18 protein-coding genes are annotated in these 26,382 nt (G+C 71.0%); 11 read left to right on the forward strand and 7 right to left on the reverse strand.

Annotated elements, in window-relative coordinates; all coding sequences use genetic code 11:
• Window positions 1-451: SsgA family sporulation/cell division regulator (locus tag J0670_RS03890; protein WP_207809606.1), on the forward strand; the 451-nt coding region annotated here is incomplete at its 5' end.
• A 63-nt stretch (window positions 452-514) separates the two neighbouring features.
• Here J0670_RS03890 and J0670_RS03895 read toward each other — a convergent pair.
• Window positions 515-3,295, reverse strand: a complete 2,781-nt coding sequence (locus J0670_RS03895; protein WP_207809608.1) for a LuxR family transcriptional regulator — start codon at window positions 3,293-3,295, stop codon at window positions 515-517.
• Window positions 3,296-3,639: 344 nt separating this feature from the next.
• Here J0670_RS03895 and J0670_RS03900 point away from each other — a divergent pair, with 344 nt between their 5' ends.
• The 3 genes from J0670_RS03900 to J0670_RS03910 all read left to right on the forward strand — a co-directional run bounded on the left by J0670_RS03900 (window position 3,640) and on the right by J0670_RS03910 (window position 10,347).
• Window positions 3,640-4,617, forward strand: coding sequence for a helix-turn-helix domain-containing protein (locus tag J0670_RS03900; RefSeq protein WP_307806371.1), 978 nt, complete (start codon window positions 3,640-3,642; stop codon window positions 4,615-4,617).
• Between the two features lie 103 nt (window positions 4,618-4,720).
• Window positions 4,721-7,378 (forward strand): LuxR C-terminal-related transcriptional regulator, encoded by a 2,658-nt coding sequence (locus J0670_RS40155; RefSeq protein WP_207809611.1) that lies wholly within the window; start codon window positions 4,721-4,723, stop codon window positions 7,376-7,378.
• 161 nt (window positions 7,379-7,539) lie between these two features.
• Entirely contained in the window at window positions 7,540-10,347 is a 2,808-nt protein-coding gene (locus tag J0670_RS03910) for a tetratricopeptide repeat protein (protein ID WP_207809613.1), read from the forward strand.
• 792 nt (window positions 10,348-11,139) lie between these two features.
• Here J0670_RS03910 and J0670_RS03915 read toward each other — a convergent pair.
• Window positions 11,140-12,138 carry a LuxR C-terminal-related transcriptional regulator gene (locus J0670_RS03915; protein WP_207809615.1) on the reverse strand — a complete coding sequence of 333 codons (999 nt, stop codon included), beginning with the start codon at window positions 12,136-12,138 and terminating at the stop codon, window positions 11,140-11,142.
• A gap of 504 nt (window positions 12,139-12,642) precedes the next feature.
• Between J0670_RS03915 and J0670_RS03920 the strand changes: the two genes are divergently transcribed.
• From J0670_RS03920 to J0670_RS03935, 4 genes are all read left to right on the forward strand, one after another.
• Complete coding sequence (locus J0670_RS03920) at window positions 12,643-13,491, forward strand: alpha/beta fold hydrolase (RefSeq protein ID WP_207809616.1); 849 nt, start codon at window positions 12,643-12,645, stop codon at window positions 13,489-13,491.
• Between the two features lie 335 nt (window positions 13,492-13,826).
• Window positions 13,827-14,741 (forward strand): aromatic prenyltransferase, encoded by a 915-nt coding sequence (locus tag J0670_RS03925; RefSeq protein ID WP_207809618.1) that lies wholly within the window; start codon window positions 13,827-13,829, stop codon window positions 14,739-14,741.
• Window positions 14,738-15,394 (forward strand): hypothetical protein, encoded by a 657-nt coding sequence (locus J0670_RS03930; RefSeq protein ID WP_207809620.1) that lies wholly within the window; start codon window positions 14,738-14,740, stop codon window positions 15,392-15,394. The genes J0670_RS03925 and J0670_RS03930 overlap by 4 nt, the downstream gene beginning before the upstream one ends.
• Entirely contained in the window at window positions 15,391-16,185 is a 795-nt protein-coding gene (locus J0670_RS03935; protein ID WP_207809622.1) for a trans-aconitate 2-methyltransferase, read from the forward strand. The genes J0670_RS03930 and J0670_RS03935 overlap by 4 nt, the downstream gene beginning before the upstream one ends.
• 108 nt (window positions 16,186-16,293) lie before the next feature.
• Here J0670_RS03935 and J0670_RS03940 read toward each other — a convergent pair whose 3' ends face one another.
• Window positions 16,294-19,086, reverse strand: a complete 2,793-nt coding sequence (locus tag J0670_RS03940) for an AAA family ATPase (protein WP_207809623.1) — start codon at window positions 19,084-19,086, stop codon at window positions 16,294-16,296.
• 165 nt (window positions 19,087-19,251) lie between these two features.
• Entirely contained in the window at window positions 19,252-20,694 is a 1,443-nt protein-coding gene (locus J0670_RS03945; RefSeq protein WP_207809625.1) for an aldehyde dehydrogenase, read from the reverse strand.
• A 233-nt stretch (window positions 20,695-20,927) separates the two neighbouring features.
• Between J0670_RS03945 and J0670_RS03950 the strand changes: the two genes are divergently transcribed.
• Window positions 20,928-21,824 (forward strand): alpha/beta fold hydrolase, encoded by an 897-nt coding sequence (locus J0670_RS03950; RefSeq protein WP_207809627.1) that lies wholly within the window; start codon window positions 20,928-20,930, stop codon window positions 21,822-21,824.
• Between the two features lie 148 nt (window positions 21,825-21,972).
• Here J0670_RS03950 and J0670_RS03955 read toward each other — a convergent pair whose 3' ends face one another.
• Complete coding sequence (locus J0670_RS03955) at window positions 21,973-22,407, reverse strand: SsgA family sporulation/cell division regulator (RefSeq protein WP_207809628.1); 435 nt, start codon at window positions 22,405-22,407, stop codon at window positions 21,973-21,975.
• A 566-nt stretch (window positions 22,408-22,973) separates the two neighbouring features.
• On the opposite strand from J0670_RS03955, the gene J0670_RS03960 reads away from it, so the two are divergent.
• Complete coding sequence (locus J0670_RS03960) at window positions 22,974-23,462, forward strand: TetR/AcrR family transcriptional regulator (protein ID WP_207809637.1); 489 nt, start codon at window positions 22,974-22,976, stop codon at window positions 23,460-23,462.
• A gap of 164 nt (window positions 23,463-23,626) precedes the next feature.
• On the opposite strand, the gene J0670_RS03965 is transcribed toward J0670_RS03960, so the two are convergent.
• Window positions 23,627-24,241, reverse strand: coding sequence for a hypothetical protein (locus tag J0670_RS03965; protein WP_207809630.1), 615 nt, complete (start codon window positions 24,239-24,241; stop codon window positions 23,627-23,629).
• A 477-nt stretch (window positions 24,242-24,718) separates the two neighbouring features.
• Here J0670_RS03965 and J0670_RS03970 point away from each other — a divergent pair, with 477 nt between their 5' ends.
• Window positions 24,719-25,282 (forward strand): hypothetical protein, encoded by a 564-nt coding sequence (locus J0670_RS03970; RefSeq protein WP_207809632.1) that lies wholly within the window; start codon window positions 24,719-24,721, stop codon window positions 25,280-25,282.
• 283 nt (window positions 25,283-25,565) lie between these two features.
• Here the strand turns inward: J0670_RS03970 and J0670_RS39830 are convergent.
• Window positions 25,566-26,382: acyl-CoA dehydrogenase family protein (locus J0670_RS39830; protein ID WP_207809635.1), on the reverse strand; the 817-nt coding region annotated here is incomplete at its 5' end.

The raw sequence follows: 26,382 nt of genomic DNA on the forward strand, positions 1-26,382 counted from the left end.
CCATCAGCCGCTGCCCAGCTCCTCCCAGCCCCGCCCGGAGGCCGCCGGCACCGAGATCCTCCTCGACGCCCGAATCGTCCTGGGCGAGCACGTGTCCCTCGACGTCCCCGTGCGTCTGGGCTACCGCAGCGACGACCCGCTCGCCGTCGCGCTCGAGTTCCTCGGGCAGGCCGCCGAGGCGGGAGTCTGGCACTTCTCCCGCGACCTCCTCTGGGAGGGACTGCAGCGGCCGGCCGGCCATGGCGACGTCCGGATCTGGCCCCCCTGCACCTGCCACGGCCGGGAGTCCCTGCGCGTCATGCTCCGCAACCGCGACGAGGTCGTCCTGATCGACCTCCCGCCCCGCCAGGTGCGCCGCTGGCTCCGCCGGGAGACCTTCGCCCTCGTTCCTCCGGGCACCGAAGCCGACGCGATCGACTGGGACGCCGAACTGCCCAGCCACACCGGCTGAGGGTCCCGCTGCCGCCACCTGCGGTGCAGCGGCCGGCTGACCGTCGGCCCGCCCGGTTCGAGGTCAGAGGCCGAGGGCGTCCCGCAGTTGGGCGCGTCTCGTGATGCCGAGCTTCGGGAAGATCTTGTGCAGGTGGAAGCCGATGGTGCGAGGGGACAGATAGAGCCGAGCGCCTATGTCCCGATTCGTCATTCCTTCCGCAGCCAGTTGGGCGATCTGCAGCTCCTGCGGCGTCAGGCCGGCCATGGCCTCCGAGGCAATGGAGTCCGCCACGGCCACACCCGCTGCACGGAGTTCGGCGGTGGCGCGCTCGATCCACGGGCGGGCGTCGAGCCGTTCGAAGACCTCCAGGGCGGCGGCCAGCAGGGGACGTGCCTCCGCGGCCCGTCGGCGACGTCGCAGCCACTCGGCGAAGTCCAGCTGGGCGAGGGCGCGTTCGAAGGGCCAACGCGCGCCCGCGGGGTCGGCGAGCGCCGCAAGGAAGTGCGACTCGGCATCGTCGGGCCGGCTCAGCAGGGCCGTGGCGCGGTGCACGATCGCGTCCAGGCGGCTGGAGCGGGGCGCGCCCAGGAGGTCCTCGACGGCTCGGAGCACGGCGCGGGCGTCGTCGGCCCGGCCGACACGCACGGCTGCCGCGGCGAGGTCGGCGAGGTGGTAGGGCGACGCGTGGTGGTGCACGGGGACGGGAGGGGAGTCCTGTGTGAAGACGCGGCGGAGGTGCTCGTAAGCCGTCCCGTGGTCGCCTTCCGCGAGCGCCGCCATGCCGAGTGCGCGGCAGTGACGGACGTACAGGCTGCGGGACTTGTGCAGATCGACGCGGCGGACGGCCTCGGCGGCCAGCTCCCGCGCGCCGGTGTGGTCGCCGCGGACGGCGCGCAGCGTGGCCTGGATGATCGGTGCCCCCACGGCGACGTACTCCGCCCCCGCTTCCGCGGCCAGGCAGAACGCCTCTTCGGCTGTGGCCCCGGCCGCCGTCCATGCTCCACCGTCGAACAGGGCGAGAGCGAGGGCATGGGTGAGCGTGCAGTTGGCGCCGGCCGTGGCGACCGGGCGGTAGTGGTCCATGGCCCGGCCGAGAAGACGCACGGACAGGTCGGTCTCGTCCAGGATCCAGGCGGCGGCGCCGAGCATGGTGAGGTCGCCGAGCGCGGTGGCGTCCGGGACCGGGCCGTCTCCCAGGGGGCCCACCACGTCGGTCAGGCGCTTCAGCGCCTTGTCCCGCTCCGTGAAGGGGCGGGAGACCGCCTCCGCCCACAGCCTGTCGCCCCGGCCCGGTTGCGGGGCGATCAGGGCGCCGATCCGCCGGAGCTCGGAGAGGTGGAAGGGGTCACCGGAGTTGTACGCCGGAGTCGCCGCCGTTCCCAGCGCGTCCAGCGCCAGGACGGGCGCCGCGGTGGCCATGGATTCGGCCACGGGCAGCAGGAATCCGAGCGCGTCGTCATGGCGGAGGGTGACGAACAGCGACCAACCGGCACACAAGGAGGCCTCGGCCAGCAGCTCGGGATCGTGGGTCAGGGTACCTACCCGGGCCGCGATCTCACCGACCCACTGGGGGTGTCCGGCGAACATGGCGGATTCGGCGGCGGCGAGCAGGCGTCCGGCGCGGCGCTCCGCGTCCGGGGTGAGTTCGGCCGCTCGTTCCAGCGCAGTGGCCGCGGCCGCGTATCCGCCGCGGCGCCGCGAGCGCTCGGCACTCTTCGCCAGGGCGTCGGCGACCTCCTCGTCCGGGCCGAACGCGGCCGCGGCGAGGTGCCAGGCCCGACGGTCGGGGTCGTGTGCGAGCACGGCGGCGAGTGCCAGATGGGCCTCACGGCGGTCGGCGAAGGAGGCGGCCTGGTGGATCGCGAAGCGGATCAGCGGATGGCGCAGTCGGACGTCGCCGTTCTCGACCCGTACGAGCCCTGCCTCCTCGGCGGGCCGCCAGACCTCGGGATCGTCCAGGCCCGGGACGGCGTGCAGGGCATCGGAGAACCGCTCCGCGCCGGCGGCCGCCACCAGGAGCAGCGCATGCCGGGTCTCTGGCGGAAGGTCGGGCAGGTTGGCTGCGAACAGTCGCTCGAGCCGGGTGGTCAGGGGGACGGCGTCGATCGCACCAGGCCTCCGGAGGCTCGGTCCCTTGGCGAACGCCCGAGCGAGTTCGATGAGTGCGAGCGGGTTCCCGGCAGCCTGTTCGATGATCTGGGCCCGTGCCTTGCCGCGCGGCGGATGCGGTTGCTCGTCCAGGAGGAGGCCCGCCTCCGCCCGGTCGAGGGGGCCGGTCGGCAGATGGGGGAAGTCGCGGTCGAAACGCGCGGGCACCGCCTCGTCCCGTGCCGCGAGCAGCAAGGCCATCCGTTCGCCCTCAAGACGCCTGGCGACGAACGCCAACACGTCCAGGGAGCCGACGTCCAGCCATTGGGCGTCGTCGACGACGACGAGCAGGGGCCGTTCAGTCGCCGCCTCCGAGAGGAGGGTGAGCACGCCGGATCTGATCACGAGCGGTTCCGGGATCTGCGGTCGGTCGCCGTCGTCCATGCCGAACGCGTGCCGTAGGGCGTCGCGCTGCCGCGTCGGCAGCCGGTCGACGCCGTGGAGGACGGGGCGCAGCAGTTGGTGCACTCCCGCGAAGTCGAGGCCTTGCTCGCCCTCGCAGCCACGTACGCGGAGTACTCGCCGGCCCCGTGTCGCGGCCACGTCGGCGGCGTGGTCCAGCAGGGTGCTCTTGCCGGCGCCCGGCTGACCGGTCAGTACGAGCACCTTCGCGCCGGGGCCGTCCGCGGCGTCGACCAGTCTGCCGATCCGCTCCCGTTCGCGGGCCCTGCCCCGGATGCCCCGCGTACGTGCCTCCGCGGCGCCGACGTCCATGTCCTCCTCGTCCCGTCCCTCGACCGCCCCGGACCGCCCTGTGGAGCGGGGCCAGCCGTGATGCCCTGCTCACAGCGTCGATGCCATCCTGCCAGGCGCCGTTTCCGCGCGACTGGTCACATGACGGATGCGGCCCGTTCGCCCTCCTGGCAGCATCCCCGCAGGGGCGGGAACACGCCGCCTCGCACGGGGAGGACGAAAGCCGCGCCATGGACCGGGGCGCGCCCCGGGGATCCACGCATGCTCGGGGGATCCTCCGGTCACTTGGCAGAAGCGGCGACGCGGACCGGACCGCGAGGCTGGCACCCGATAACCCCGGCACAGCCGACGGCGAAGGGAGCCCTGTGCCCATCACGTATTCCACCGAACTGCTCTCGCCCGCCGAGCGTGCGGAGTTCTGGCACGACGCCGTTGCGCGGACCTTCATCCCCATGGAGATCCGGCTCCTCGAACCGAAGCCCGGCACCGGCGTCCTCAGCAGCGACCGGCTGGGCACCGTCCAGATCACCCGGGTGACGGCCGGACCTCAGGTGACCAGCCGCACCCGGCGGACCATCGCGGCCGGCGGCGAGGGCTGGATCACCATCGCCATGCCCACTCAGGGCCACGGCAGGCTCACCCAGGACGGGAAGGAGGCGGTGGTCGGCCCCGGCGAGTTCACCATGTGCTACTCCAGCCGCCCCTTCACCAAGGAACTGCCGGTGCCCTACGACTTCACGGCGTACCACCTGCCGCGCAGCGCCCTGCACGTCCACGACGACGATCTCCAAGCCGTTGTCGCCACCCCGTTCACCCCCGGGTCCGGCTCCGTCGGGCTGGTCACCTCGTACCTCCACAAGCTCGCCCACGGAGCGGCCGAACTCGACCCGTACACGGCCGGTCGGCTCGCCGAGACCGCGGTCGACCTGCTCGCCCTCCTCATCCAGGAGCGCAGCGGCAGCCTGCGTCCGTCGGCGCCGGCCTCCGCCCGGGCGATGATCGCGCGGATCAAGGACTACGCCATCCGGCACCTGGGCGACCCGGCACTCTCCCCCGAGCAGATCGCGGCTGCCAACCACGTGTCGGTGCGCTACCTGCACAAGCTCTTCCAGAGCGAGGAGACCACCGTCGCCCGATGGATCCAGCGGCGGCGGCTGGAGATGTGCGCACGGGAACTCGCCCGACGGCCGGCCGCCGTCGCGACCGTGTCCTCGGTGGCACAGCGGTGGGGCTTCGTCAGCCCCGCGCACTTCAGCCGGGTCTTCCGCGCCGCCTACGGGGTCGCTCCGCGTGACTGGAGGGTTGCCCAACTGGGGACCACGGGGATCGCGGAGGCTTCCTGACCGGCGAGGAGCCTTCTCCAGCAACTCAGGTTTCTGACGGTCAGTCAGAAGTCACTGGCCATCGCCTACGCTTCCCGGGCGAGCGAGAGAGCGGGAGGTGACCGTGCGAACGACAGCGGACGAGAACCAGGTGAGGAAGACCATCGACGGGCTCCTGGAGTCGGCCCGGACGGCAGGCGGGGCCCTGGCTGTCACCGGCGCCCCGGGCTCCGGGGTCAGCACCGCACTGCGCGAGGCGGCGGACTCGGCCCGGCGACGCGGGTTCCTGGTGATCGAGACCACCGCGCTCGCCGCCGACGCGGACAGCTCCGGCGCGATGGTGCGGGCGCTGCGCGACCGTCTGCTCCGCTCCGTCCGCCCGTCCTTCACGCCCGCTTTCGCCTTTCTCACCTCCTCCGCCGCGTCCGCCGCCGAACTGTTCCGGCTGCTCGGCGGCAGCCCACGGCCGGTCCTGGTGACGGTCGACGACGCGCGGTACCTCGACGGACCGTCTCGGCGCGTGCTGTCCGCCCTCGCCCGCGAGCTGCCGGCCGTACCGGCGGTGCTGCTGGTCGGCGGGCAGGCCCTGGACGGAGCCGCCGAGCTGGTTCTGCCGCCCGTCGACGAGGTCCACGCCGAGCGGCTGCTCCGGCAGGCGGGCGTTCACGACGCCGACCTGCGCCGACGGATCGTCCAGGACGCCGGCGGCAGCCCGCTGGCCCTTCGGGAACTGCCGCTGTCCTGGCGGGACACCGGGGCCCCCGGCGAGGAGCTGCTGCGTCGCTTCCCTCCGCTGACCGAACGGCTGAGCCGCTCGGTCGCGCCGGGCCTGGCCGAACTTCCGCCCGACACCGGTGCCGTCGTCCTGCTCGCCGCCGTCCAGCTCGGCGACCAGGTCGCCGACGTCCTGGTACCCGCACAGGAGCTGACCGGACGGCCGATCGGCCTCGACGCCTTCGAGCCCGCCGTCGCCCACGGGCTGTTGCGCCTCGTGGACGGGCAGATCCGATTCCGGTCCGTCCTGGCCCGCGCGGCCGTCCAGCACCACGCGACCGCACCCGCACTGCTCGCCGCGCACACCGTCCTCGCCCGGACCGCCGCCGATCCGTACCGGGCGAGTTGGCACGCCGCCCATGGCACCATCCATCAGCACGAGCAGGTGGCCGGGCCTCTCGAAGCCTCCGCCGCCCAGGCGGAGCGTCTCCGCGAGCCCGTCCAGGCGCTGCGTCGGCTGGAGCTCTCCGCCCGGCTCTCGCCCGGCCCGGCCGACCGGGCCCGCCGACTGATTCGTGCCGCCCGGACCGCCTTCGAGCTCGGTCGACCCGGTCTCGCCGAACACCTGCTCGACCGAGCCGGCCGGCTCGGTCTCGACGAGGAGCAACAGGCCCTCGCCGACACGATGCGAACCCGGTTCACCGCCCGGCCCGAGCGCGGCGGCCGGACCCTGAGCGAGCGCTGCCGGCTGGTGTCCCGGCTGGCCCGCTCCGGCCGCCGCGAGGCCGCCCTGGAGGTGTTGGTCGGCGCCGTCGAGGCTGCCGCCTGGGCGGACCCCGACCCGCGGGCCCGTCAGGCGGTGTCCACCTGCCTCGCCGAGCTCGCCGACGCCGACGGCGACCCGCGCTGGCTCCTCGCCCAGGCGGCGATCGCTCCGAACGCGGCGAGGGAGCGGATCACCGACCTGATCGGCAGCGGCCCGACGACCCACCCCGACGCCGAACGGCTCAGGCTGCTCGGCACCGCCGCCCTGACCGCGGGCGAACCCGGCCGCGCCGGCGACCTGCTCGCCCACGCCGCCCGGCTACTGCGGGCCGACGGCCGCATCGGCCTGCTCGCTCAGGTTCAGGCGCAGCACGCGCAGGCCGCCCTCGTCGTCGGGGACTGGGATCTCGCCCATGCCGTGAACGAGGAGACCTTCGCCATCGCCGAAGCCGGCGGCCACCAGCTCTGGTCCATCCGGGCCCGCGCCACCCGCGCCGTGCTGCTCGCCTTCCGCGGCGACCCCACCGCCTCCGCCGCCGAAATCGCCACCGTCGAACGCATCGCCGCCGGCCGCCAGGTCGGTGCGGTGCTCGCGACGCTGCGTCTCGCCCGTAGCGTCGCCCTGTTCGACTCGGACGACCCCAGCAGCGCCTACCAGACTCTGCGCCCACTCTTCGAACCCGGCTCACCCTCCCACCACCGCACCATCCAGCGCCGCGCCCTCTGCTACCTCGCCGAGGCCGCCGTCCGGGCCGGCCAGGCCGAGGACGCGCGACAGGTGCTCGCCGGATTCGGCGACGGCCGGGGGCTCCCGCTCTCCACCGCCGTCAACTTCGCCCAGGCCAGGGCGCTGCTCGCCGAGGGCCCCGACGCCGAACGGCACTTCGAGCACGCCCTGCGGATCACTCCCCGGCAGTGGCCGTGGCCGCGTGCCCGGGCCGAGCTCGCGTACGGCATGTGGCTACGTCGCGCCCGCCGCCCGAGCCAGGCCCGGCCCCTGCTCCGCGAGGCCTGCCACGCCTTCGAGGTGCTGGGAGCGACCGCCTGGCGGGAGATCACCAGCCGCGAGCTGCGCGCCACCGGGGTCGACCAGGGCCGGCTGGACAGCCGCCTCACCGAACAGCTCTCCGCGCAGGAGCTGACGATCGCCCAGCTGGCCGCCGTCGGCATGACCAACCGGGAGATCGGCGAACGACTGCTGCTCTCCCCGCGCACCGTCGGCTGGCACCTGCACCGGGTGTTCCCCAAGCTGAACGTCACCTCCCGCACCCAGCTCGCCGCCCTCCTCGCCACCGCCGCCTGACCACTCCTGCGCGCCTCCCCTCGTGTGTCCACCATCAACGCCGGACGACTTTGGTAGCGGTTTGACCTGCGGGTTACCGTGATCGGCGGGTTGCCCGGGTCGGCGGGTCACCCAGGTCGGCGGGCGACCGCGATCCAATGGACGGGCAGAGGCGGACGGCAATGCGGTTCCAGGTCTTCGGGGGACTCCGGGTCCGGCGCGGCGAGACGGCGCTGGAGGTGGGGCCGCGGCACCGCCACACCGTGCTCGCGGCCCTGCTGGTGGCCCAGGGCCGCGTGCTCTCCACATCCGACCTGGTCGACCTCGTCTGGGGCGACGACCCGCCGCCCACCGCCGTGAACCAGCTGCACCGCCACGTCGGCAACCTGCGCCGGCTCCTGGAACCCGACCTGCCCCCGCGGTCGGCCGGGTCGTGGCTGCACTCCGCACCGTCCGGCTACCGCCTCGACACCTCCGCCGCCGCCGAGAACGACCTCACGCGCTTCGACGATCTGCTGGCCCGCGTCCGCGCCGGCGGCCCGGACGCACCCGCCCACTGCCGCGAACTGGCGGAGCTGGTCCGGCGGCCCCTGCTGACCGGACTGGATCCGGCCGCACTCGTCCGGCCGCATTTCGCCGCCCTGGAACGCGCCCGGAGAGCCGCCGCCACGGAGGCGGTGACGGCCGCCACCGAGGCCGGCGACGCCGCACCCCTGCTGGCCGCCGTGTACGAGGTCACCCGGAGCGCGCCCTTCGACGAGCCGCTGCACGCCGCGATGGTCCGCGGACTCACGTCGGTCGGCCGACGGGCCGAGGCCCTGTCCCTCTTCGAGGCGGTCCGACAGCGGCTCGCCGAGGAGCTCGGCGTCGGCCCGTCCGCCGCCCTCCGGGCAGCCCAGCAGGAGGCGCTGCGCGAACCGGACGTCACCGCGCCCCGCGCATCGGTACCGACGGTGCCACCGCTCCCCACCGGCCCCGACAACCTGCCGCTGCCCGTCGCCGGCTTCACCGAACGCCCGCACCTCACCGACGCGTTGGCGAACGCCCTGGGCCGGGTCGCCGGCCCGGCCTCGACGGTGGTGATCACGGCCATCTCCGGCATGGGCGGCGTCGGCAAGACCGCGCTGGCCGTGTACTGGGCGCACCAGGTGGCCGAGCGGTTCCCCGACGGGCGCCTCTACCTGAACCTGCGTGGCTTCGACCCCGGCAGCCCACCCGTGGACCCGGCCGAGGCGCTGACCATGCTGCTGGTCGCACTGGGCGAACCCGCCGAGAACACCGGCGAGGACCTGCCACTGCGGGCCGCCCGCTTCCGCGCGTCGGTCGCCGGGCGGCGTCTCCTGCTCGTACTGGACAACGCCCGCGACGCCGACCAGGTGCGCTGGCTGCTCCCGGGCTCCCCCGGCTGCCTGGTCCTCATCACCAGTCGTACCCGGATGAGCTCACTCGTCGTGCGCGACGGCGCCCTGGCCGTGCCCGTCGACCGGCTGGCCCCGGCACAGGCCCGCGAACTGCTGGCCACCCGCCTCGGCCCGGACCGGCTCGCGGCCGAGCCCGCGGCGGTCGAGGCCGTCCTGGCGGCCTGCGGCGGCCTACCCCTCGCGCTGTCGATCGCCGCGGCCCGGGTGGCCCTCAGCCCCGGCCTCACGCTGAGTGACGTCGCGGCCGAACTCGCCCCGGACGGTGATCGGCTGGCCGCCCTCGGACTCGACGACGGCCCGGACACCGACCTGCGCTCCGTCTTCGCCTGGTCCTACCAGGCGCTGAGCCCGGACGCCGCCCGGCTCTTCCGCCTCCTCGCACTCCACCCCGGCCCGGAGATCTCGCTCGCCTCGGCCGCCAGCACCGCCGGACTGTCCGTCGAGCGGACCCAGGCGCTGGCCCGGGACCTGCGCGAGGCCAACATGCTCACCGAGCACTCCTGCGACCGCTACGCCCTGCACGACCTGTTGCGCGCCTACGCCGTCGATCTGCCTGCCGAAGCCGTCGACGACCGCCCGGCCGCCCTCGGCCGCCTGTTGGACCACTACGCGCACTCGGCGGCTGCCGCGAACAACGCGGTCTCCACCCGCCATGAACACTACGCCCTGGGGCCGGCCCTGCCGGGCACCGTGGTGCTCGCCTTCGACGACCGGGCGGCCGGCATGGCCTGGTACGGGGCCGAGTACCGCACCATCCTCACCCTGCTCCGCTCGGTCGCCGACGAGGAGCAGCTGCGCCGGATCTGGAACGTGGCCTTCACCAGCCGCCTCTACACCTCCCAGCAGGGCTGGGCCCAGGACGAGATCGAGATCCTGCGCATCGCCCTCGGCGCACCCGCCCGCGTCAGCCCGTCCGACGAAGTCGTCCTGGCCCGCCTCGGTCTGGCCCGGGTCTACGCGCAGAGCGGCCACCACGCCCACGCTGACGCCCAGATCCTGCCGCTCCTCAGCGAGTTGCCGGCCCTCCCGACCGAGCTGCAGGCGAGCGTCCAGCGCAGCATCGGCTGGGTCCGCGGCCGCCAGGGCCGCCACCGCGAAGCCCTCCAGCACGCCCGTGAGGCCCTCGCCCTCTTCCAGGCCCTCGGCCACGACGAGCACAACGACAACAACATCGCCCGGGAACTCAACGCCGTCGGCTGGTACCACGCCCTTCTCGGCGAGTACGAGGAGGCGATCCGGCACTGCGAGCAGGCCCTGCCCGTCCTCCGGGCCAACGGCAACCGCCGCGGCGAGGCCGCGACCTGGGACAGCATCGGCTACGCCCACCACAACCTGGGCCGGTACCGGCAGGCCCTGGAATGCTACGAGCAGGCCCTCGACGGCTACCGCTTCGCCGCCGACGAGTACAACCAGACCGAGGTCCTCGAACACCTGGCCGACACCCACCTCGCCCTCGGCCACCACGCCGAGGCCCGCGCCGCCTTGCACCGCGCCGCCGACCTGCTCACGGCCCTCGGCCACTCCGCCGCCGACGTCCTCCGCGCCAAGGCAGCGGCCGTCCCCGACTGAGGCCGAGATCCTGCTACACCCCTCCACGGGACGCCGTCCGTCGCCTTCACCGCAGCGCCGATGAGGCCTCTTTGAGCCAGGCCTCTTGAGTCCAGGGATCAACTCTTCCGCCGAAGTGGGTGAATCGGAGAGGCTAGTGCCCGCCACGGGAGGTGGTGGTGCCACTTCCTTTGCCGGCAGCATTCAAAGAGAGCGGAGACCCCCACATGATAAAGAGGCTACGACTCAAAGCCGCAGTAACTGCCTTGGCAGCCTTGGCGGCTACGGGTGGCCTGATCACAGGCGCCCCCAGCGCCAGTGCTTCCGGGAACTGCTACCACTACGGGATAGCCGGCTACGTGCAGGTTTTCAGTGGCCCCGGGTACACTGGCGACTGCTTCGAGTGGCCGATTGGGACCTACACGCCGTTCCCGTCCTACATCAGCTACAACGTCCAGTCGATGCGGAGCTGGGCTTTCTATACCGGCCAATCGTATTGGTTGGGCAGTAATCGCTACAGCGATTCACAGCAGTACCTTGGTGGCATTGACTACACAAATTTTGGCGGGATTGGACGTTTGTCTGATTGGGGAAGATAGCCTCGATCCTCATGAGGGTCCGGCAGTTCGCTGGCGGACCTTCATGGGATTGGTGTGGGCGTTTCGGCATCCGGGCGCGTGAGACCACTATGAGACACCGGCATCCGCTGATCCGCCACTGCAGCCACCTCACCCAATTCCAACTCGGCCTCGCAGCATGAGAACTGGGATCAGTCGTCGAGATTCCATAGCATCCCTCGCCCGGCCTTCTCGTTCACTCATCGGGGAGGAGCCAGCCGAGTGCCGCTGCCTTGAAGCCGGCTTCGAAGCGGCTTCGTGCGCAAAGTTTCTCCATGAGGGCTGCCGCGATGCGGCGGGCGGTGCGATGGGAGACTCCGAGTCGGGCCGCCACCGCCTGATCGGTGAGCCCCAGAACGAGAAGCCTCAGGAACTCCCCCTCGCGCGGCGTCAGGCCGTGGCGATCCAGCGGTTGGAGAGCTCCCAGTCCGGTTGCCGTCTTCCAGACGGCCTCGAACACGGTGCACAGGGCGGCGGCAGTTTCATGGCAGTGGATGACAACTGCGCTGGCTTCGGAGTCAGCTGTGCTCATGGGCAGGAGGACGACGTACTCGCGGTCCATGATGATCATCTGGATCGGGAGGGTCGGAACCGTACGAGCTTGGCCGCCAAGAGATTGGAACCACTCGGCGTACTCCAGCGCGTGACTGTCGTTCCGGATGCTGTCCTGCCACACAGCGCGCATCCTGATGCCGCGCTCAAGCATCCGCCGGTCGACGCTCCGAACCTCCTCCAGATCGCGGAAGCAGTGAGACTCGCCCAGAGTCAAACCCATGAACTCTTGGGTGAGCTGTCCGGCCAGTTCGGCAATGCGTATGCGGATGGCCTCCTTGCCCACCAGATGTTCAGCCGCCAGATGCTGATGGCCTGTGTCCTGGGTGAGGCCTGTGCTCTCGGAGATCAGGTGAGCGGCGGCAACACGCGATATCTCGAGCTGCTGCTGGAGTGCGGCCAGGTCCGCTTGCTTGCGGTCCATTAACCACTTCAATCCGATCTCTGCCCTGACGGCGTGCACGAGGCCGGACCCGGTCGGGCCGACGAGCGCCAGGGTGCTCAGCTGGTCGAGGGCGAGATTGATGTCTTCCTCGGTCCCACCGAGATGGGTGACGAGTTCAGCACAAGTCGTTGCCGGGTGAGCGAGCATCCAGCGGTAGACGGCTTCAGCCTGCCTGTCAAGCCCCAGAAATTCCAGCATGTCTCCTCCTCGCACGGGAACCCAGAGCAGTCACATTCAACCGAGCCGTAGCCGGAATCCGCAGTCATCCGGTGTGGCCTGCAGGCGGCTGTTTCTCGGGCGGTTGAGGCGGAACTACCGGCGTAACTCTGCTCTGCCACCGCATACTGGCGCATCAGTCACTTGACGGCGGGATCCGATGAACAACCGCTTCGGATCACTTAAGAGGGTGGTCGCGGGCAACAGGCAACGGGCCCGGCATTCCCCGGAGCTTCCCAGCACCACAGCTCGACTGGGGCGTTTCACCGCCCGGGGTCTGCTCACGACGTACGTGTGTCGGAGGCCTGGACGCACATGTATCGGCGTATGCGTAGTCGAGGGTGACAGTCATCTGACGGATTCCCGGTAGGTGGCCGTGACGCGAGAGTGAAGGCGCCGAACGACCTGCCGCCTGCTCGGGCGGAGCTCAGGACCCGCATGGCGCGTCGGCGTTGTCACTTGTTCATCCGAGAAAGGATTTGTCCCATGGCAGAAGGCAAGAGCGCCCGGAAGCACCGGCTCGCGACGGTGGCCGTATGGAGTGCGGCCACCGCTCTCTCATTGGGCACGGTCGTGTTCGGCGGCATTGCGAGCGCGACGACTCCGTCGTCGATCGCGGTCGGCGCCAAGCCGACGATCGTCCTGGAGCACGGCGCGTTCGCCGACGCTTCCAGCTGGGACGGTGTGATCAAGCGGCTGCGTGCCGACGGGTACCCGGTGGTGGCTCCTGCCAACCCGCTGCGCGGGCCCGCCTCCGACGCGGCCGCGCTGCGCAGCGTGATCGACCACATCCCGGGCCCGAAGATCCTGGTGGGCCACTCCTACGGGGGCTCGGTCATCAGCGAGGCCGGCGCGAACGACCCGCAGGTCAAGGCCCTGGTGTACGTGGCCGCCTTCCTGCCCGCGCCCGGGGAGACGGCGCTGGAGCTGACCGGCAAGTTCCCCGGCTCCACGCTCGGGAACACCCTGGACCCGGTCACCTACAAGCTCCCCGACGGCACCAGCACGACGGACCTGTACATCCGGGCGGACGCGTTCCGCCACCAGTTCGCCGCTGACGTCCCCGCCGGCCAGGCGGCGCTCATGGCTGCCACGCAGCGTCCCATCGCCCAGAGCGCCCTGCAGGAGCCGGCAAAGGTCGCTGCCTGGCAGGAGAAGCCGAGCTGGGACGTCGTCACCACTGAGGACCTGAACATCCCGGAAGCCGCACAGCTCTACATGGCCCAGCGCGCCCACGCTCACGTTACCGAGGTGGCGGCCTCGCACTCGGTCGCCGTGTCCCGTCCGGCCACCGTGGCCGGTGTGATCGAGGAAGCGGCTCGGGCGACCCGCTGAGGCGGCCGGCGCACACGGTTGTCGGGGCAGGTCTGGCGGCCTGCCCCGACAACCGTGCAGTCACACACCCCGCCCCACTCGCCTCGGCCCGCTGACATCGGGTTGGCACCCCTGGCGAAATGATCTCCGAGATGGTTGGATCACCGCAGGACCGGCGATCTGGGGGCCGGGTGCCTCGGCCTGAACCGTGCGAAGTCGAGCTCATCCATGCACCGGCTGGAGGCGCGGTTGTGATCCCCGGCCTTCCGCGGTTCAGCGGTCAGCCCCCTGGCTTTCACGAACCCCAGGTCCATTCGCACTTGCATTCCCATACAGACGAACGGGGGAACCCTCTGATGGGGTCTGCTGTCGATTTCTCTCCGTCGCGGTTCCTCAAGGACATCGAGGCGACCGCGGTCCTGCTGGGCATCGACTACTCCGAGGCGATGACACGCCGGGTGCTGGATGCGTACGAGGAGAGCTTCCACCGCGGAGCCGTCCTGTGGCGCACCACCGACAAACCCGCCGGTGTGCTGAACTACCGCTTCTACGAACGCGTTCCCGTCGACACCGTGAGCCTCGCGGTGCAGACCGGACTTCTCGGCCCCCACAACCAGACGGCCAGTCTGATCTCGGCATGGAGCTCGCTGTACGAGGGGTCGACGCAGCTGTGCGACTTCGACGCGGTCCGGGGCCTGGCCAAGACGTGGGTGTACCTGGGTGGGATCCGGCCCCTCGAGGAGGTCCTTGGCGCCCCCGGAGTCCCGGACACGATCCGCCGGCATCACGGCGGCTTCCGCGAGCTGGGCCTGACGTTGGTGCGGCACGTAGCCGTGGACTACCAGCACGACACGGCGAACCTGTACTTCCGCGTGCAGGAAGGACTCAGCCCGAAAGCGGCCGCGCGATTGCTCGCCCTGTCCCGGAGCACGGCACCGGATGAGACGACCTTCAAGGACATGGTCGACTTCACGGCCCCGGACGGGCACACGTTCTCGGTGACGCTGCGCATCTCCACCGGACAGGTCGAGCGCGTCGGTATCTATGCCCTCCGGCTGCCTGCCGGGCGGTTCCCACGCCTCAATGACCGCCTGACCGCGTTCTTCAACGGAGCTCCCTCGCACGATGAGGAGGAGATGAATGCCGTCGCGTGGTCGTTCGGCGCTGGAGGCAGCCGCTATGTGAAGGCGGAGCGCAGCTACTGCGGCCGGCTGGTCGCGCTGATGCGCGAGTGGAACAGCCCGATGACCGATCCGGGTAGGCAGCCGTGACCGTCCTGGATCCTGCCGATGCGGTTGAGCTGGACCGGCTGCTACGCCAGGCCGCCGAAGCCGACGTGCCCGGTGTGCTGCGCGGTATGACGGCTGGTGCGGATGGGGAGCAGGCGGCCATCGACGCCATCGCCGCGCACTGCCGCGTCGACCACGTCGCCACGCTCGTGTTCCCCGCCGCTGTCGACGACGTACACACCCATCTCCTGGGGCGCCAGTGGAGAACGACGTCCGCAGTGCCCAGCGTTGTCGTACGCCGGCGTCTCGCACACCGCTACGGCCTTGACGACGAGCTGCTCGACGTGAGCATCGTCCGCGCCTTCGCCCACGACACGGCCTGCGTGGAAGTGTTCTGCCTGCCGCCGACTGTCGCCGCCAAGCATGTCGTCGAATGTGAGCGCCGGCTCCACCAGGAACGTCACACGGCTCTCATGGTCGACACGCCGAGCAGGAGCTTGCTCAGCGAGCTGCGGTCGCTGCTCACCGGCCAACTGGCCATGCGCCCGGACGGCGGTGGCCACAACCCCCATGAAAACCAGGGGGCCGGTGGCCGGTCCGTACTCTACTTCCAGCCCCCCATGGGCAGCCGCCTGGAGCTGACCTGCATCGGGGACTTCACGCCCGTAGTGGCCCAACATCTGGACGGTGCATGATGAGCGCCCCGGTCTACCAGGACGGTGTCCTCGCCCACGCCAAGGGAGGCGAACGCGAACGACTGCGTCTGCTGGAAGAGCTCAGCGATCCCACCACCATCACCATCTTCGAACGGCTCGGTGTCGCCGCGGGCTGGCATTGCGTCGAGGCCGGGGCCGGGGCCGGTTCGATCGCCCACTGGCTCAGCGCCCGCTGCCCCGACGGCCGCGTGACGGCCACCGATCTCGACGTCGCGTTCCTCAACGAGCGCGCCACGCCCGCCAATATGACGGTCACGCGGCACGACGTGATGCGTGACGACTTCCCGGCTGGCACTCAGAACCTTGTGCACGCACGGGCCTTGCTCAGCCACATCCCCGATCCGGAGCGCGTCCTCGAGCGGATGGCCGACTGGCTCGTGCCCGGAGGATGGATCGTCCTCGAGGACCCGACCTATCTCCCGGCCGCGGCCTCCCCCTATCCGCAGTTCGCCGAACTGCTGGAGGCGTGCCAGCAGTTGCTGGCACGGACTCAGGGAACCGACCACACCTGGGCCCGCCGCATTCCCGCAGCCATGGCCCGTGCGGGCCTCACCGACATCGGCATGACCGTACGCGTCGCCGTGTGCGGGACGGATGAGACAGAGGACGCGTTCTGGCGCCAGTGCTTCACGCAGGCCACCCCCGCGCTCATCGAGACCGGACTCATGACGGCCGAGCAGATCGCGGCGGCGGTCGCCCACCTGGACGACCCTGCCTTCACCGATACCGCCTGGGTGATGGTCTCTTGCTGGGGGCGCCGCCCTTCGTAGGAACCCGTTCCGGCTCTCGAGCGCGTTCCTCGCCGGAGGACCGGACGCCGCCCGACGAAGAGAGCGAGGAACGGCGTCCCGCGCGCCGAGGGCGTGACGCCGACCGGGTCAGGCGGACGGCTCGTTCACGCTCTGGGCGAGCAGCGCGTCCCTCAGCGCCACCCGGGAGGCGATGCCCAGTTTGGGATAGATCTGGTACAGGTGGGCGCCGACCGTCCGATGCGAGATGAACAGGCGTTCGGCGATCTGCTTGTTCGTCAGGCCGGTTGCGGCGAGTTCGGCGATCTCGCGTTCCTGCGGCGTGAGCGGGGCCGCCTGCCCGGCTCCGGGACTCGCGACTTGACCGCCCGCGGCGCGCAGTTCCTTGCGGGCGCGCTCCGCCCAAGGGACGGCATCCAGGCTCTGGAAGGCACGCAGTGCTGCCGCCAAGGGGCCCTTCGCGTCCGATACGGCGCGGGCGCGGCGCAGTTGCTCGCCTTGGGCCAGCCGTATCCGGGCCAGGTCGAACGGCCACTTCTCGACCCCCGGCGCGGCCACCGCCTGTGCGAAGAGACGGGCCGCATGACGGTCGTCCTCGGCGACGAGCGCCTCCGCACCGGCGACCAGGAGGGCGATCCGAGGGGAGAGCGCCGCGACATCCGCCGCTCGCAGCGCGCGTACGTGCGCTATCGCCTCTGCGCGGCGGTCGGTGCGCACTGCCGATTCCACCAGGTCGAAGGCGACCCACAACGCGTGAGGGGCGCGGCGCCGGAGCGTGCCCGCGGGGCTGACGGCGTCGGCGTGGCCGAAGGCCCGGTCGAAGTCCCCTGCTGCCATGTCGGCCAGGGCGTGCACCTGCCGCGCGCAGTCCACGGTCATGCGCATCCCGCGCGGCACTGCCCAGTCGGTCATGGTTCCGGCCAGGGCGTGCGCCTGCTCGACGTCGCCCCGGGAGGCGACGACCAAGCCCTTGGTGAACTGGAAGAACCACGTGCAGATCGTGTAGCCGGAGTCCGCACACAGGGCGAGGCCCTCGTCGGACAGTTCCAGGGCCTCCTGCCACCTGCCACAGAGGTAGTCATCGAGGCAGAGGTGCAGCAGGGCCCCGATGTGGCGCCGCACGGGCCCGCCTTCGCGACCGCGCCGGACCACGCGCCACGACGCCGGGCGCAGCGCCGAGAGCCGGTCCGGGTAGATCGCCGCGGCCCCGATGCGGACGATCTCGGCCAGGTCGGTGTCCGTCGTGACCCCGTCGATGATCGCGTCGAGTCGGCGCAGCGTCGCCCTGTCGGTGCGGACGGGATCGGAGAAGGTCTGGGCACCGATGCGCAGCAGTGGCGGGTCGGTCGGGCGCAGGCGGGACAGGGCGGCGTAGAAGGGCGCCCACAGCTCCTCGTTGCCGCTGTAGCTGCACAGCAGCATCAGGAAGTGGAGGGTGTCGACGAGTGCCGGATCGTCAGCGTCGTAGCCGGAGTCTCCTTCCTCGACGGCGCCGATCAGGAGGCGGTGGGCCGTGGCCACGTCGCCGTCGCTGTTCAGCAGGAGCTGGACGGCGGCACCTGCGGAACGCAGCGAGACCCCGTGGTCCGGGTCGGCCCGCCACACGTTCTCGAGCAACGCCGAGGCGCTGTTGAGTGCTCCGACGGCCTCGGCTCCCACGTAGGCGGCCTCTGCGAGGCGGCGGGCGCGGGCGGCGCCGAGCGGGCTGAGGTCCGCGGCGCGGGTGAGGGCGGCGATCGCTGCCACGGCGTCGCCGCGGTCGAGGATGCGGCGGGCCGCGTGCTCGAGCAGGGCGGCCACCTCTTCGTCGGGTTGGACGGTGGCCTCCCCCAGGTGCCAGGCGCGTTGCACCGGCCGGTCTTCGAGGACGCTGGCGAGGGCACCGTGTGCGGCGCGACGGCGGCTGCTGGTGGCGGCCTCGACAACGGCTGCTCTGACCAGCGGGTGACGGAACACCAGGCGGCGGGTGCCCTCGTCAACACGGACGAGCTGGTCGTCCTCGGCGGGGCCCAGGTCGTCCAGGTCGATGCCGGCGTCGAGCTCCTGAGCTGCCGCGGCCAGCACTCCGAGGTCACCGGTACCGTCGAGGGCTGCCAGGAGCAGCAGGTTCCGTGCGGCCGCGGGCAGGTCGCGGACGCGGGTGAGGAACAGTGACTGGAGGCGTTCGCCCAGCGGCAGGACGACGGGCAGGACCTCCTGGGCGCGCCGTTGCTCCTGGCGCAGCGCGTTGGGGAGTTCGAGCAGGGCCAGGGGATTGCCCTCGGCTGTGTCCAACAGGCGCCGGCGTACCGGACGGGCCAGGTCGGGGAACCGCGTGTCCACCAGGCGGGCTGCCGCCTCGCGGTCCAGGGACGGGAGTTCGTACGTCGGCAGGGCGGTGTGCTCGAAGAAGCCGCCGGCACCGGTGCGGGTGGCTCCGAGGAACCGGACGCGTTCACCGGCGATGCGCCGGGCGATGAATCCGAGGACGGCGGCGCTCGCGCGGTCGACCCACGGCAGGTCGTCGACGATCAGGAGCAGCGGGGCCTCGACCGCCGCCGTCCTCAGCAGGGCGAGCGCGGCGTTGCAGACGACGAAGCGCTCCGGAGGGGCGCCGGCTCCGAGCCCGAGGGCAACATCGAGCGCCTCGCGGTGGTGGGGGCTGAGGCCGTCGAAGGCGTCGCGGAGCGGAAGGACCAGCTGGTTCAGCGCCGCGTAGCTGATGTCGGCCTCGAACTCCACGCCTGCGGAGCGCAGGACGCGGGTGCCTGCGGCGGCGGTCGCGGCGGCCACCGCCTCCAGGACCGCGGACTTGCCGATGCCGGGCTGCCCGGACACCAGCAGGGCGCCGTTGTCGCGGGTCAGGATGGCATGGATACGATCCAAGTCCCGGCCCCTGCCCACCAGAGGGGCGCAGTCGACTCGGGAGTCAGCGAGGTCCACCGGAGGCCGTCCTTGTGCTCTTGGGCCCCGACCCGGCTGTGCGGCGGGCCGCGGACCGGAGCGGGACGGGGGTGTGCCACGGCGCGGCTGCCGTCCGCGCTGACAGCCCGCGCGCCGTGCCCCTCCTCCGTCGCCGTCGGCGGTCAGTCTAGCTTCGGCGTCGGGTCAGAGGGTGATGGTCTTGTACTCCGTGTAGCTGCCGAGGCCGACCGCGCCGTATTCGCGTCCAATGCCGCTGGCCTTGAAGCCGCCGAAGGGGCCGTTGAAGCCGACGGAGGCGCCGTTGACCGTCACCGTGCCGGTGCGGATGCGGCGGGCGATCTCGAGCGCGTGCTCCTCGCTGGAAGCCCAGACGCCGCCCGACAGACCGTACTGGGAGTCGTTCGCGATGCGGACGGCGTCGTCCTCGTCCTCGTAGGGAATGACGACCAGGACCGGGCCGAAGATCTCCTCCTGAGCGATGGTCATGGAGTTGTCCACGTCGGCGAAGAGGGTCGGGGTGACGTAGTTGCCGCTCTCCAGTCCTTCGGGGACCTGGGGGCCGCCGGTGACCAGGCGGGCGCCCTCCTCGATGCCGAGCTCGATGTAGTGGCGGACGCGTTCCTGCTGGTCGGGGCGGATCATCGGGCCGATGAACGTGTCCGGGTCACTGGGGTCGCCGACTTTGAGGGACTCGACGAGTTCCTTGAGCGCGGCGACGATCTCCTCGTAGTGGCTGCGCGGGGCCAGGATGCGGGTCTGGGCGATGCAGGACTCGCCGTTGTTGAGCAGGGAGGAGAACTTCAGGCCCTGAACCGCCGTGTGGATGTCGGCGCCGGGCAGGATGACGGCGGCGGACTTGCCGCCCAGTTCGAGGCTGACCCGCTTCAGCTGCTCCCCGGCGATCGAGGCGATTCGCCGGCCGGCCCGGGTGGAGCCGGTGAAGGCGATCTTGTCGACCTCGGGGTGGGAGATCAGGTACTCGCTCGTCTCGCGGTCGGCGGGCAGGACGCTGATCACCCCCTCGGGCAGCCCCACCTGCTCCAGCAGCTCAGCAAGGAAGCCCATGCTCAGCGAGTTCTCCGGCGAGACCTTGAGCACCACCGAGTTGCCGGCGAGCAGCGCCGGAATGATCTTCGCCGTGGCGGAGGAGAAGGGCGAGTTCCACGGGATCACCGCGGCCACCACGCCGACCGCTTCGCGGCGCACCACGCTGCGCACCGGCGAGGCCGGGTCCGAGGGAACCAGCGTCCGCTCCCACCCGAACTCCTCCGCGGCCTTCAGGTAGGCGTTGGCCTGGCGGGTCAGGCCCTGCTGGCCGGCCCGGGTGAACCATCCCGCCGAGCCGTTCTCGGCGGCGATCAGCTCGGCGATCCGCTCCGCGTTCGCCTCGCGCAGCGCGTTGAAGCGCCGGAGCACCGCCACCCGCTCCAACGGCGGGGTCTCGCGCCAGGTGCCCTCCTCGAACGAGGCACGGGCCGCGGCCACCGCACGGTCCACGTCCGCCGGCTGACCCTGCGCCGCCTTGCCGATCACCGTCCCGTCGTGCGGGGAAACGATGGCGAGCAGTTCGCTGTCGCTCGGCTCGGTCCAGGTGCCACCGATGAAGAGCCGGTCGTAAGTGATCATGTCCCTCTCCTTCAGCCTTCGTCCATCTGCCACTTGACTGTAGCACTTATAACTTGATTCTTCACAGGCGTGTCGCGTGAAAAGGTACAACTGGCACTCTGTGGATGACGGGAGCGTCCCTCATCCGCTCCAGATGTGACGCCATCCGGAGACACACCTCGCCGACACGTATCTCATGACAACATGTGAGATACATGTGCTCGAAAAGGTATCTACTCACACGGAGAGCGTTGATGACGAGCGAGACGACCGACCTGCTGTCCCCCGGCACCCACGACGTCCTGGTGGAGGGTTTGAACCAGCGGTACCACCTGTACGGCTCGGGCCCGGTCTGCCTGGCCGTGCCCGGCGGACCGGGCGTCAGCTGGGAGTATCTCCGGGCCCCCGCGCTCGAGGAGTTCCTGACCATGGTGTACGTGGAGCCACTGGGCACCGGCGGCTCGGAGCGCCTACCCTCACACCCTGACGGCTACACCCGAGAGCGGTACACGCGCGGTCTGGCCGGCCTTCTCGACCTGCTGGCACTGCCTCGCGTGTTCCTCCTGGGCCACTCCCACGGCGGCTTCGTCGCCCAGCACTTCGCGCTGCACCACGCCGACCGGCTCCGAGGCCTGGTGCTGTACGAGAGCGCGCCGGTGACGGGCCCGGAGCACATGGCCGAAGCGGCGGCAAGGGTCGAGGAGTTCGCGGCCCGCAACGAGGGCCGCGCGGAGCTCCCCGCGGCGCTGGCCGGGCTCCAGACCGTCGGAACTGTCACCGACGACGAGGGGACGACCACGGCACTGCGCGCCCTGATGCCGGTCTACTTCGCTCGCTACTGGGACCGGGAGAGCGAGTTCCGCGACCTGCGCGCCCAGGTGACCTGCACCTACATCTCGCCGCTGGACGAGAGCGGGAAACCCGACGTCGTGGACGACCGGGCCGGCCTCACCTCACTCACGGTCCCCACCCTGGTCCTGGTCGGCCAGTACGACGTGATCTGCGGACCGCGGTGGGCGCGGGACCTCCACGCCCTCGTCCCGCAGTCCCGCTTGGTGGTGCTGAACGACAGCGGGCACTTCGGCCACCTGGAGCAGCCGGCCGCGTTCTCGGACGCAGTGCGCGCATTCATCCGCTCGGCCTCCGCGTAGCACGTGCCGGCCATCTCCGGTCCTCCCACCGCAGCGGGAAGGCCGGAGGTGGGAATGCGGCGCTCAGTGCATCGCGCCACCAATTCGACCAGCTACTGGCAGATGCGCAGCACCGCCGTCCCCCATGACCGCAGGTCTTCGACAGTGGTCAGCCCCCGGTCGGCCGACCCGTCTCGCCCAGCAGCTCGGAGATGAATCCGTCCCAGTCCAGGCCGTCGGCCTCCGCCTCGACGGGCACGATCTCGTAGGTGCGTTCCAACCACTCCGCCAGCCTCGGCGCGGGCAGTTCCAGGAGGGCGCTGGATTCCGCCGACTCCAGCTGCAACAGGACGGTCCCACCTGCCCGGCCCGGCGCCGGCCAAGCCTGCACGAAACCTTCTCCGCTCTCCTCGAAGAGGCCTTGGTACAACAGTTCCCGGCTGATCCGCCAGGTGACACCCTGCCCGGGGGTCGGCTCGAGGGTGACGGTCACGATCGCGGGGGTGTCCGGGGCGAATCGAAACTCCGCCAGAAGGGGTTGCCACGCGTGGCCGTCCAGCAGCCGTTTGAGGGCCAGTGTCAGCACGGGCTCGTCCTCGGGCATCGTCCGGCATCCCCTGGGACCGGACTGTTCGCCGTTCATGGCAGTTGCCCCTTCCACAAGGCGACTTGGTCAGCCATGACTGTGCCTCAGGGATTCTGGGCCGGGCATCGGTCACTCGACCATGAGCCGGGATAAGTCATGACCGTGCGGGTCCGTTGGGGGCCTGGTCGTCGGCGTACGGGCAGCCCCCGGACACCCGCGGATGCGCAGCACCGCGCCGTACCGAACCCCTCCTCGGCGCCCGGGTGACGGACGCATCGCGGGATCGGAAAACATGTGTCGCGAGATGGGCATATGTGAAGAAGCCTTCAAAGGCACACACGTGCAACTGGGTGCGTCCAGACACATGTGAAGCTGGCTCTGGCGCTGTGCCGCGCCGTGGCACCGACCGGCGGCCTCACGTCCACGCAGCCCTATCACCACATGCTTAATGCAGTTGATGATGTCAACTGCTACAGCAAAGAGGTGGTTATGGCCACAATCTGCACAACGGCCCGGGTAGACTGCACGGCATGAGAGCTGATGCTGCGCGGAACATCGAAGCGGTGCTGACGACGGGGGCACGTATGCTGGCCGCGGACCCGGGCGCGAGCATCGCCGCCATCGCCGCCGAGGCGGGCGTGGACCGGCGGACCATCTACCGGCGCTTCCCGTCGCGCGAGGAACTCATCGCTGCGATCTACACGGCCCGCTTGGATGCCGTCGAGCAGGCCATCGCCGACGCCCGCCTGCGCGAGGCCCCCGTCACCGTGGCCCTGCACCGCTACGTGGAGAACGTCATCGAGGTCAACCGCAGCTGGCCGGTTGACCTCGCCCGCATGCTCGCCGACGAGGGGAGCCGCAAACGCCGTGACGCCTCCGTCGCGGAGGTCGACGCCTTCCTCCAGCGCGCCGAAGACGAGGGCCTGTTCCGCTCCGGGCTCCCCCGGGGCTGGGTCGCCGCCCTGCTCCCAGAGCTCATGCACCTGGTGGCCCGCCGAGTCCCGGACCTCGCAGCCGGCCCAGCAGCCGACCTAGTCGTCGACACCCTGCTACGGGGCGTCGGATCACCCTGACGGGGTATCGGCGGCCCGTCAGGACCAAGCGATGGCGCCGATATGACCACACACGTGCCCCCCTTTCGGCATGCCCGACGATCACGGTGCACAGGTGCCCATCGACATGTGCCCCTCGGCAGGTCCTGCCGACAGAAGGTCACCGCACAGAACGGTTATTCAGGTTACGGATACATGGCAAGGTGGTTCTGGTAAGCGAACCGGTCGCCGAAACTGAGGATGCGGACCACGGTCGTGCAGTACCGCCGGTACTGCACCTCCTCCTTGAGACTGAGGGTCACCGCGGGAGCGCCCTCACGGACGCGGCCCAGGGTGTGCATCAACTCCGGCGGACAGGGCAACAGCAGGACCCCCATGACGCGCCGGAAGACGTGAACCAGCTCCGGTCCGCGCCGCTCGGATTCTCGGCGCGCCCCTCGGGGCTCGAAGCCGCGGTCCGCACCAGCCGTCAGGAAGGCCCGCAGGCACAGCGTCAGTTGCTCGAGGTCGGCCGAGTCCAGCTCCACCGGGTACAAGCTCGTCAGCTGGGTGCCCCCCGGGCCGTACAGGGTGTACTCGGTCCGCGGGGCACCCAGTGGACTCACATCCGACTGCCACCGCGGCCACGCGGGAAGCTTCAGCAAGACCCTGACCCAGCTGTCGTAGGCGTCAGCGACCACGCGTCCTTCCTCGCACTCCGGGTCCGCCAACTGCAGCCGGTACAGGCAGCGCAGGAGGAGTTCCTCCAGACTCTGGAACTTCGCCAGGAACACCGGATCGTCAGGCACCAAGACGTGCACGGGGTTCGTTCCTCTCACCGTCTCGGCGAACCCGACTGCCAGACCGGTGGCGGGTCTTGCCGCAGGTGGGGACCGGAGCGGGGAGGGAGCGGACCCTGCGCCCCCTCCCGCCACGCTGCCCGTCGGGTCTGCAGCGGTGGATCGTGTGGCTGTGCGGCAATCCACACGGGGGACGCGGACTGACACACACGTGTGCCTTGCCGGGCACAGTTCCAGGGTCGGGATGACCACACAGGAGAAACGTATGCGCTTTGGGCGGGCTCCACAACCGGTTCGAGGTGTAAGACCTCCGGGTCTGGGCACTCCCTGCTGCGACTGGCCTCTGTCGGCCTGAAGTCAGGACGCTGCCTGCGACGTTCCACGCGGGACCGGCGAGCTCTGCCAGGATTGTCATGGCAGACGATTCACCGACGTTCTGCTTCTGCCAGGCGCAGGTAACATGTGCGGCAAACATCCAGCACGGAGGAGTGACCGGTCGTGACCAGCCAATCAGCCGCCACGCTCCGATCGCGGTACGCCGTACAGGCCGCTTCGGACCTGGAGGAGAACCGCCGCCGGCAACGGGAACTGGCCGAGAAGCTCGCAATGCTGCGCGAAGAGGAAGCGCTCCTGATCGAGATCATGGCGCTGGCCGAGCACCACCAGGGTGATGCGGAGCTCTCCCCCCTCCCGGAGCAGGCCCAGGACGAGCCGACGCTCACCCAGGAGCGCCTGAGCAGGACGCCCGGGGCAGCCACGAAGGCACCGCGTTCCGCGCGGACCGGCTCGAGGGCGAAGGCGGCGGCAAAGGGCAGGTCACGGCGGCCGTTGCTGGGCGACCTCCTGCTGGACCTGCTCGCAGGCCACAGCGAGCCGCACCTGGCGAAGGATCTGCGGGAGGAGCTCATGGTGCAGCATCCGGACCGTGAGCCCACCCCGCAGGTCGTGCGGAATACCCTCGAGTCGCTCGTCGCGAAGGGCCAGGTCCGACGCCACAAGGAAGAGCGGTCGGTGATGTACACCCTCGTGGACCGTGGTCATCGCAGGACGCCGGCTGGCTGACGTGTCTCGTCGGCACGTCCAACCGCCGCGTGCCCCGGCGGACCGAGCGGGCGCTGCGACAACACGCCCGTAGGTCCTGTCGACACTCACCGTGCTCCAGACACGTCGGCGACCGCGCCACCGGCCGGCCGCGTGCGGCTGCGCAGCTCTCCGGGCATCGCGAACGCGGAAACGAAGGCAAGGCCGGCTACGACCTCGCCCACCGAAACGGCCGCAGACGATGGCGTCCTCGTGCGGCGCCTGCCGTCATTCGGTCGATTGACGACAGGCGCGGGGCGAGGGGTCAGGGTGTGGTGGTGAGGGTGGGCCAGAGGGTGGCGGCGGTGACGGACCGGGCCAGGGCGAGCGCCCAGGTGGTTTCGTCGCCGTCCTCGTCACGCCACGACCACAGGCGGGTGGTGGCGAGGTGGAGCGGGTTGAGCCGGGTGATGCCTATGGCGCCGTGGAGTTGGTGGGCGATGCGGGCGATCTCGGCGACCGAGGCGGATGCCTGGGTCTTGGCGGCGGCGACGGCGAAGTGGGCGGCCACCCCGCCGGTGTCCAAGGGGGTGGCGGCGGCTTGGACGGCGGCGCGTACCAGGGCGGCCTCCTCGATGAGCCGTGCCTCCTCCTGCTTGACGGCCTGGAAGCGGCTGAGCGGACGGCCGAACTGGGTGCGGGCGGTGGTGTGGGCGACCGTCAGTTCCACGCAGCGTTCGGCGGCTCCGGCGATCAGGGCGGCCCGGGCCAGGGCCGCCCGGAGCCGGGCCTCGTCGAGCAGTTCCGGGGAGATCCGGCGGACCTGCGAGGCGGGGATCTCGAGGGCGGCGAGGTACAGGTCGTCGCGGGGTTCCTCGGCGAGGTTGCCGCCGGGGGTGAGGACGGCCTGGTCCGGGGTGAGGGTGAACAGGACAGGGCCGGACGGGGCGGTGGCCAGGACGATGACGGCGGTGGCGGTGCGGGCCCAGGGGACGCGGCGCAGGGTGCCGGAGACCAGCAGGGTGTCGTCGTCGCCCAGGCAGCCGGCCGAACCGACGGAGGAGGCAGCCGGACGGGCGTAACGGATCGTCAGCTCGGGGGCGATGGCGTAGCTGAGCGGGCCGTCGGGGACGGGGAGGCCG

Origin of the sequence: Streptomyces sp. FH025 (assembly GCF_017427025.1) — a bacterium.
Taxonomy (GTDB): Bacteria; Actinomycetota; Actinomycetes; order Streptomycetales; family Streptomycetaceae; genus Kitasatospora.

Bases quoted from the DNA above. Each gene is read 5' to 3' on its own strand.
- J0670_RS03895 (WP_207809608.1), bottom strand. From the start codon at position 3,295: ATGGACGTCGGCGCCGCGGAGGCACGTACGCGGGGCATCCGGGGCAGG.
- J0670_RS03910 (WP_207809613.1), top strand. From the start codon at position 7,540: ATGCGGTTCCAGGTCTTCGGGGGACTCCGGGTCCGGCGCGGCGAGACG.
- J0670_RS03915 (WP_207809615.1), bottom strand. From the start codon at position 12,138: ATGCTGGAATTTCTGGGGCTTGACAGGCAGGCTGAAGCCGTCTACCGC.
- J0670_RS03920 (WP_207809616.1), top strand. From the start codon at position 12,643: ATGGCAGAAGGCAAGAGCGCCCGGAAGCACCGGCTCGCGACGGTGGCC.
- J0670_RS03925 (WP_207809618.1), top strand. From the start codon at position 13,827: ATGGGGTCTGCTGTCGATTTCTCTCCGTCGCGGTTCCTCAAGGACATC.
- J0670_RS03935 (WP_207809622.1), top strand. From the start codon at position 15,391: ATGATGAGCGCCCCGGTCTACCAGGACGGTGTCCTCGCCCACGCCAAG.
- J0670_RS03945 (WP_207809625.1), bottom strand. From the start codon at position 20,694: ATGATCACTTACGACCGGCTCTTCATCGGTGGCACCTGGACCGAGCCG.
- J0670_RS03950 (WP_207809627.1), top strand. From the start codon at position 20,928: ATGACGAGCGAGACGACCGACCTGCTGTCCCCCGGCACCCACGACGTC.
- J0670_RS03955 (WP_207809628.1), bottom strand. From the start codon at position 22,407: ATGCCCGAGGACGAGCCCGTGCTGACACTGGCCCTCAAACGGCTGCTG.
- J0670_RS03960 (WP_207809637.1), top strand. From the start codon at position 22,974: ATGCTGGCCGCGGACCCGGGCGCGAGCATCGCCGCCATCGCCGCCGAG.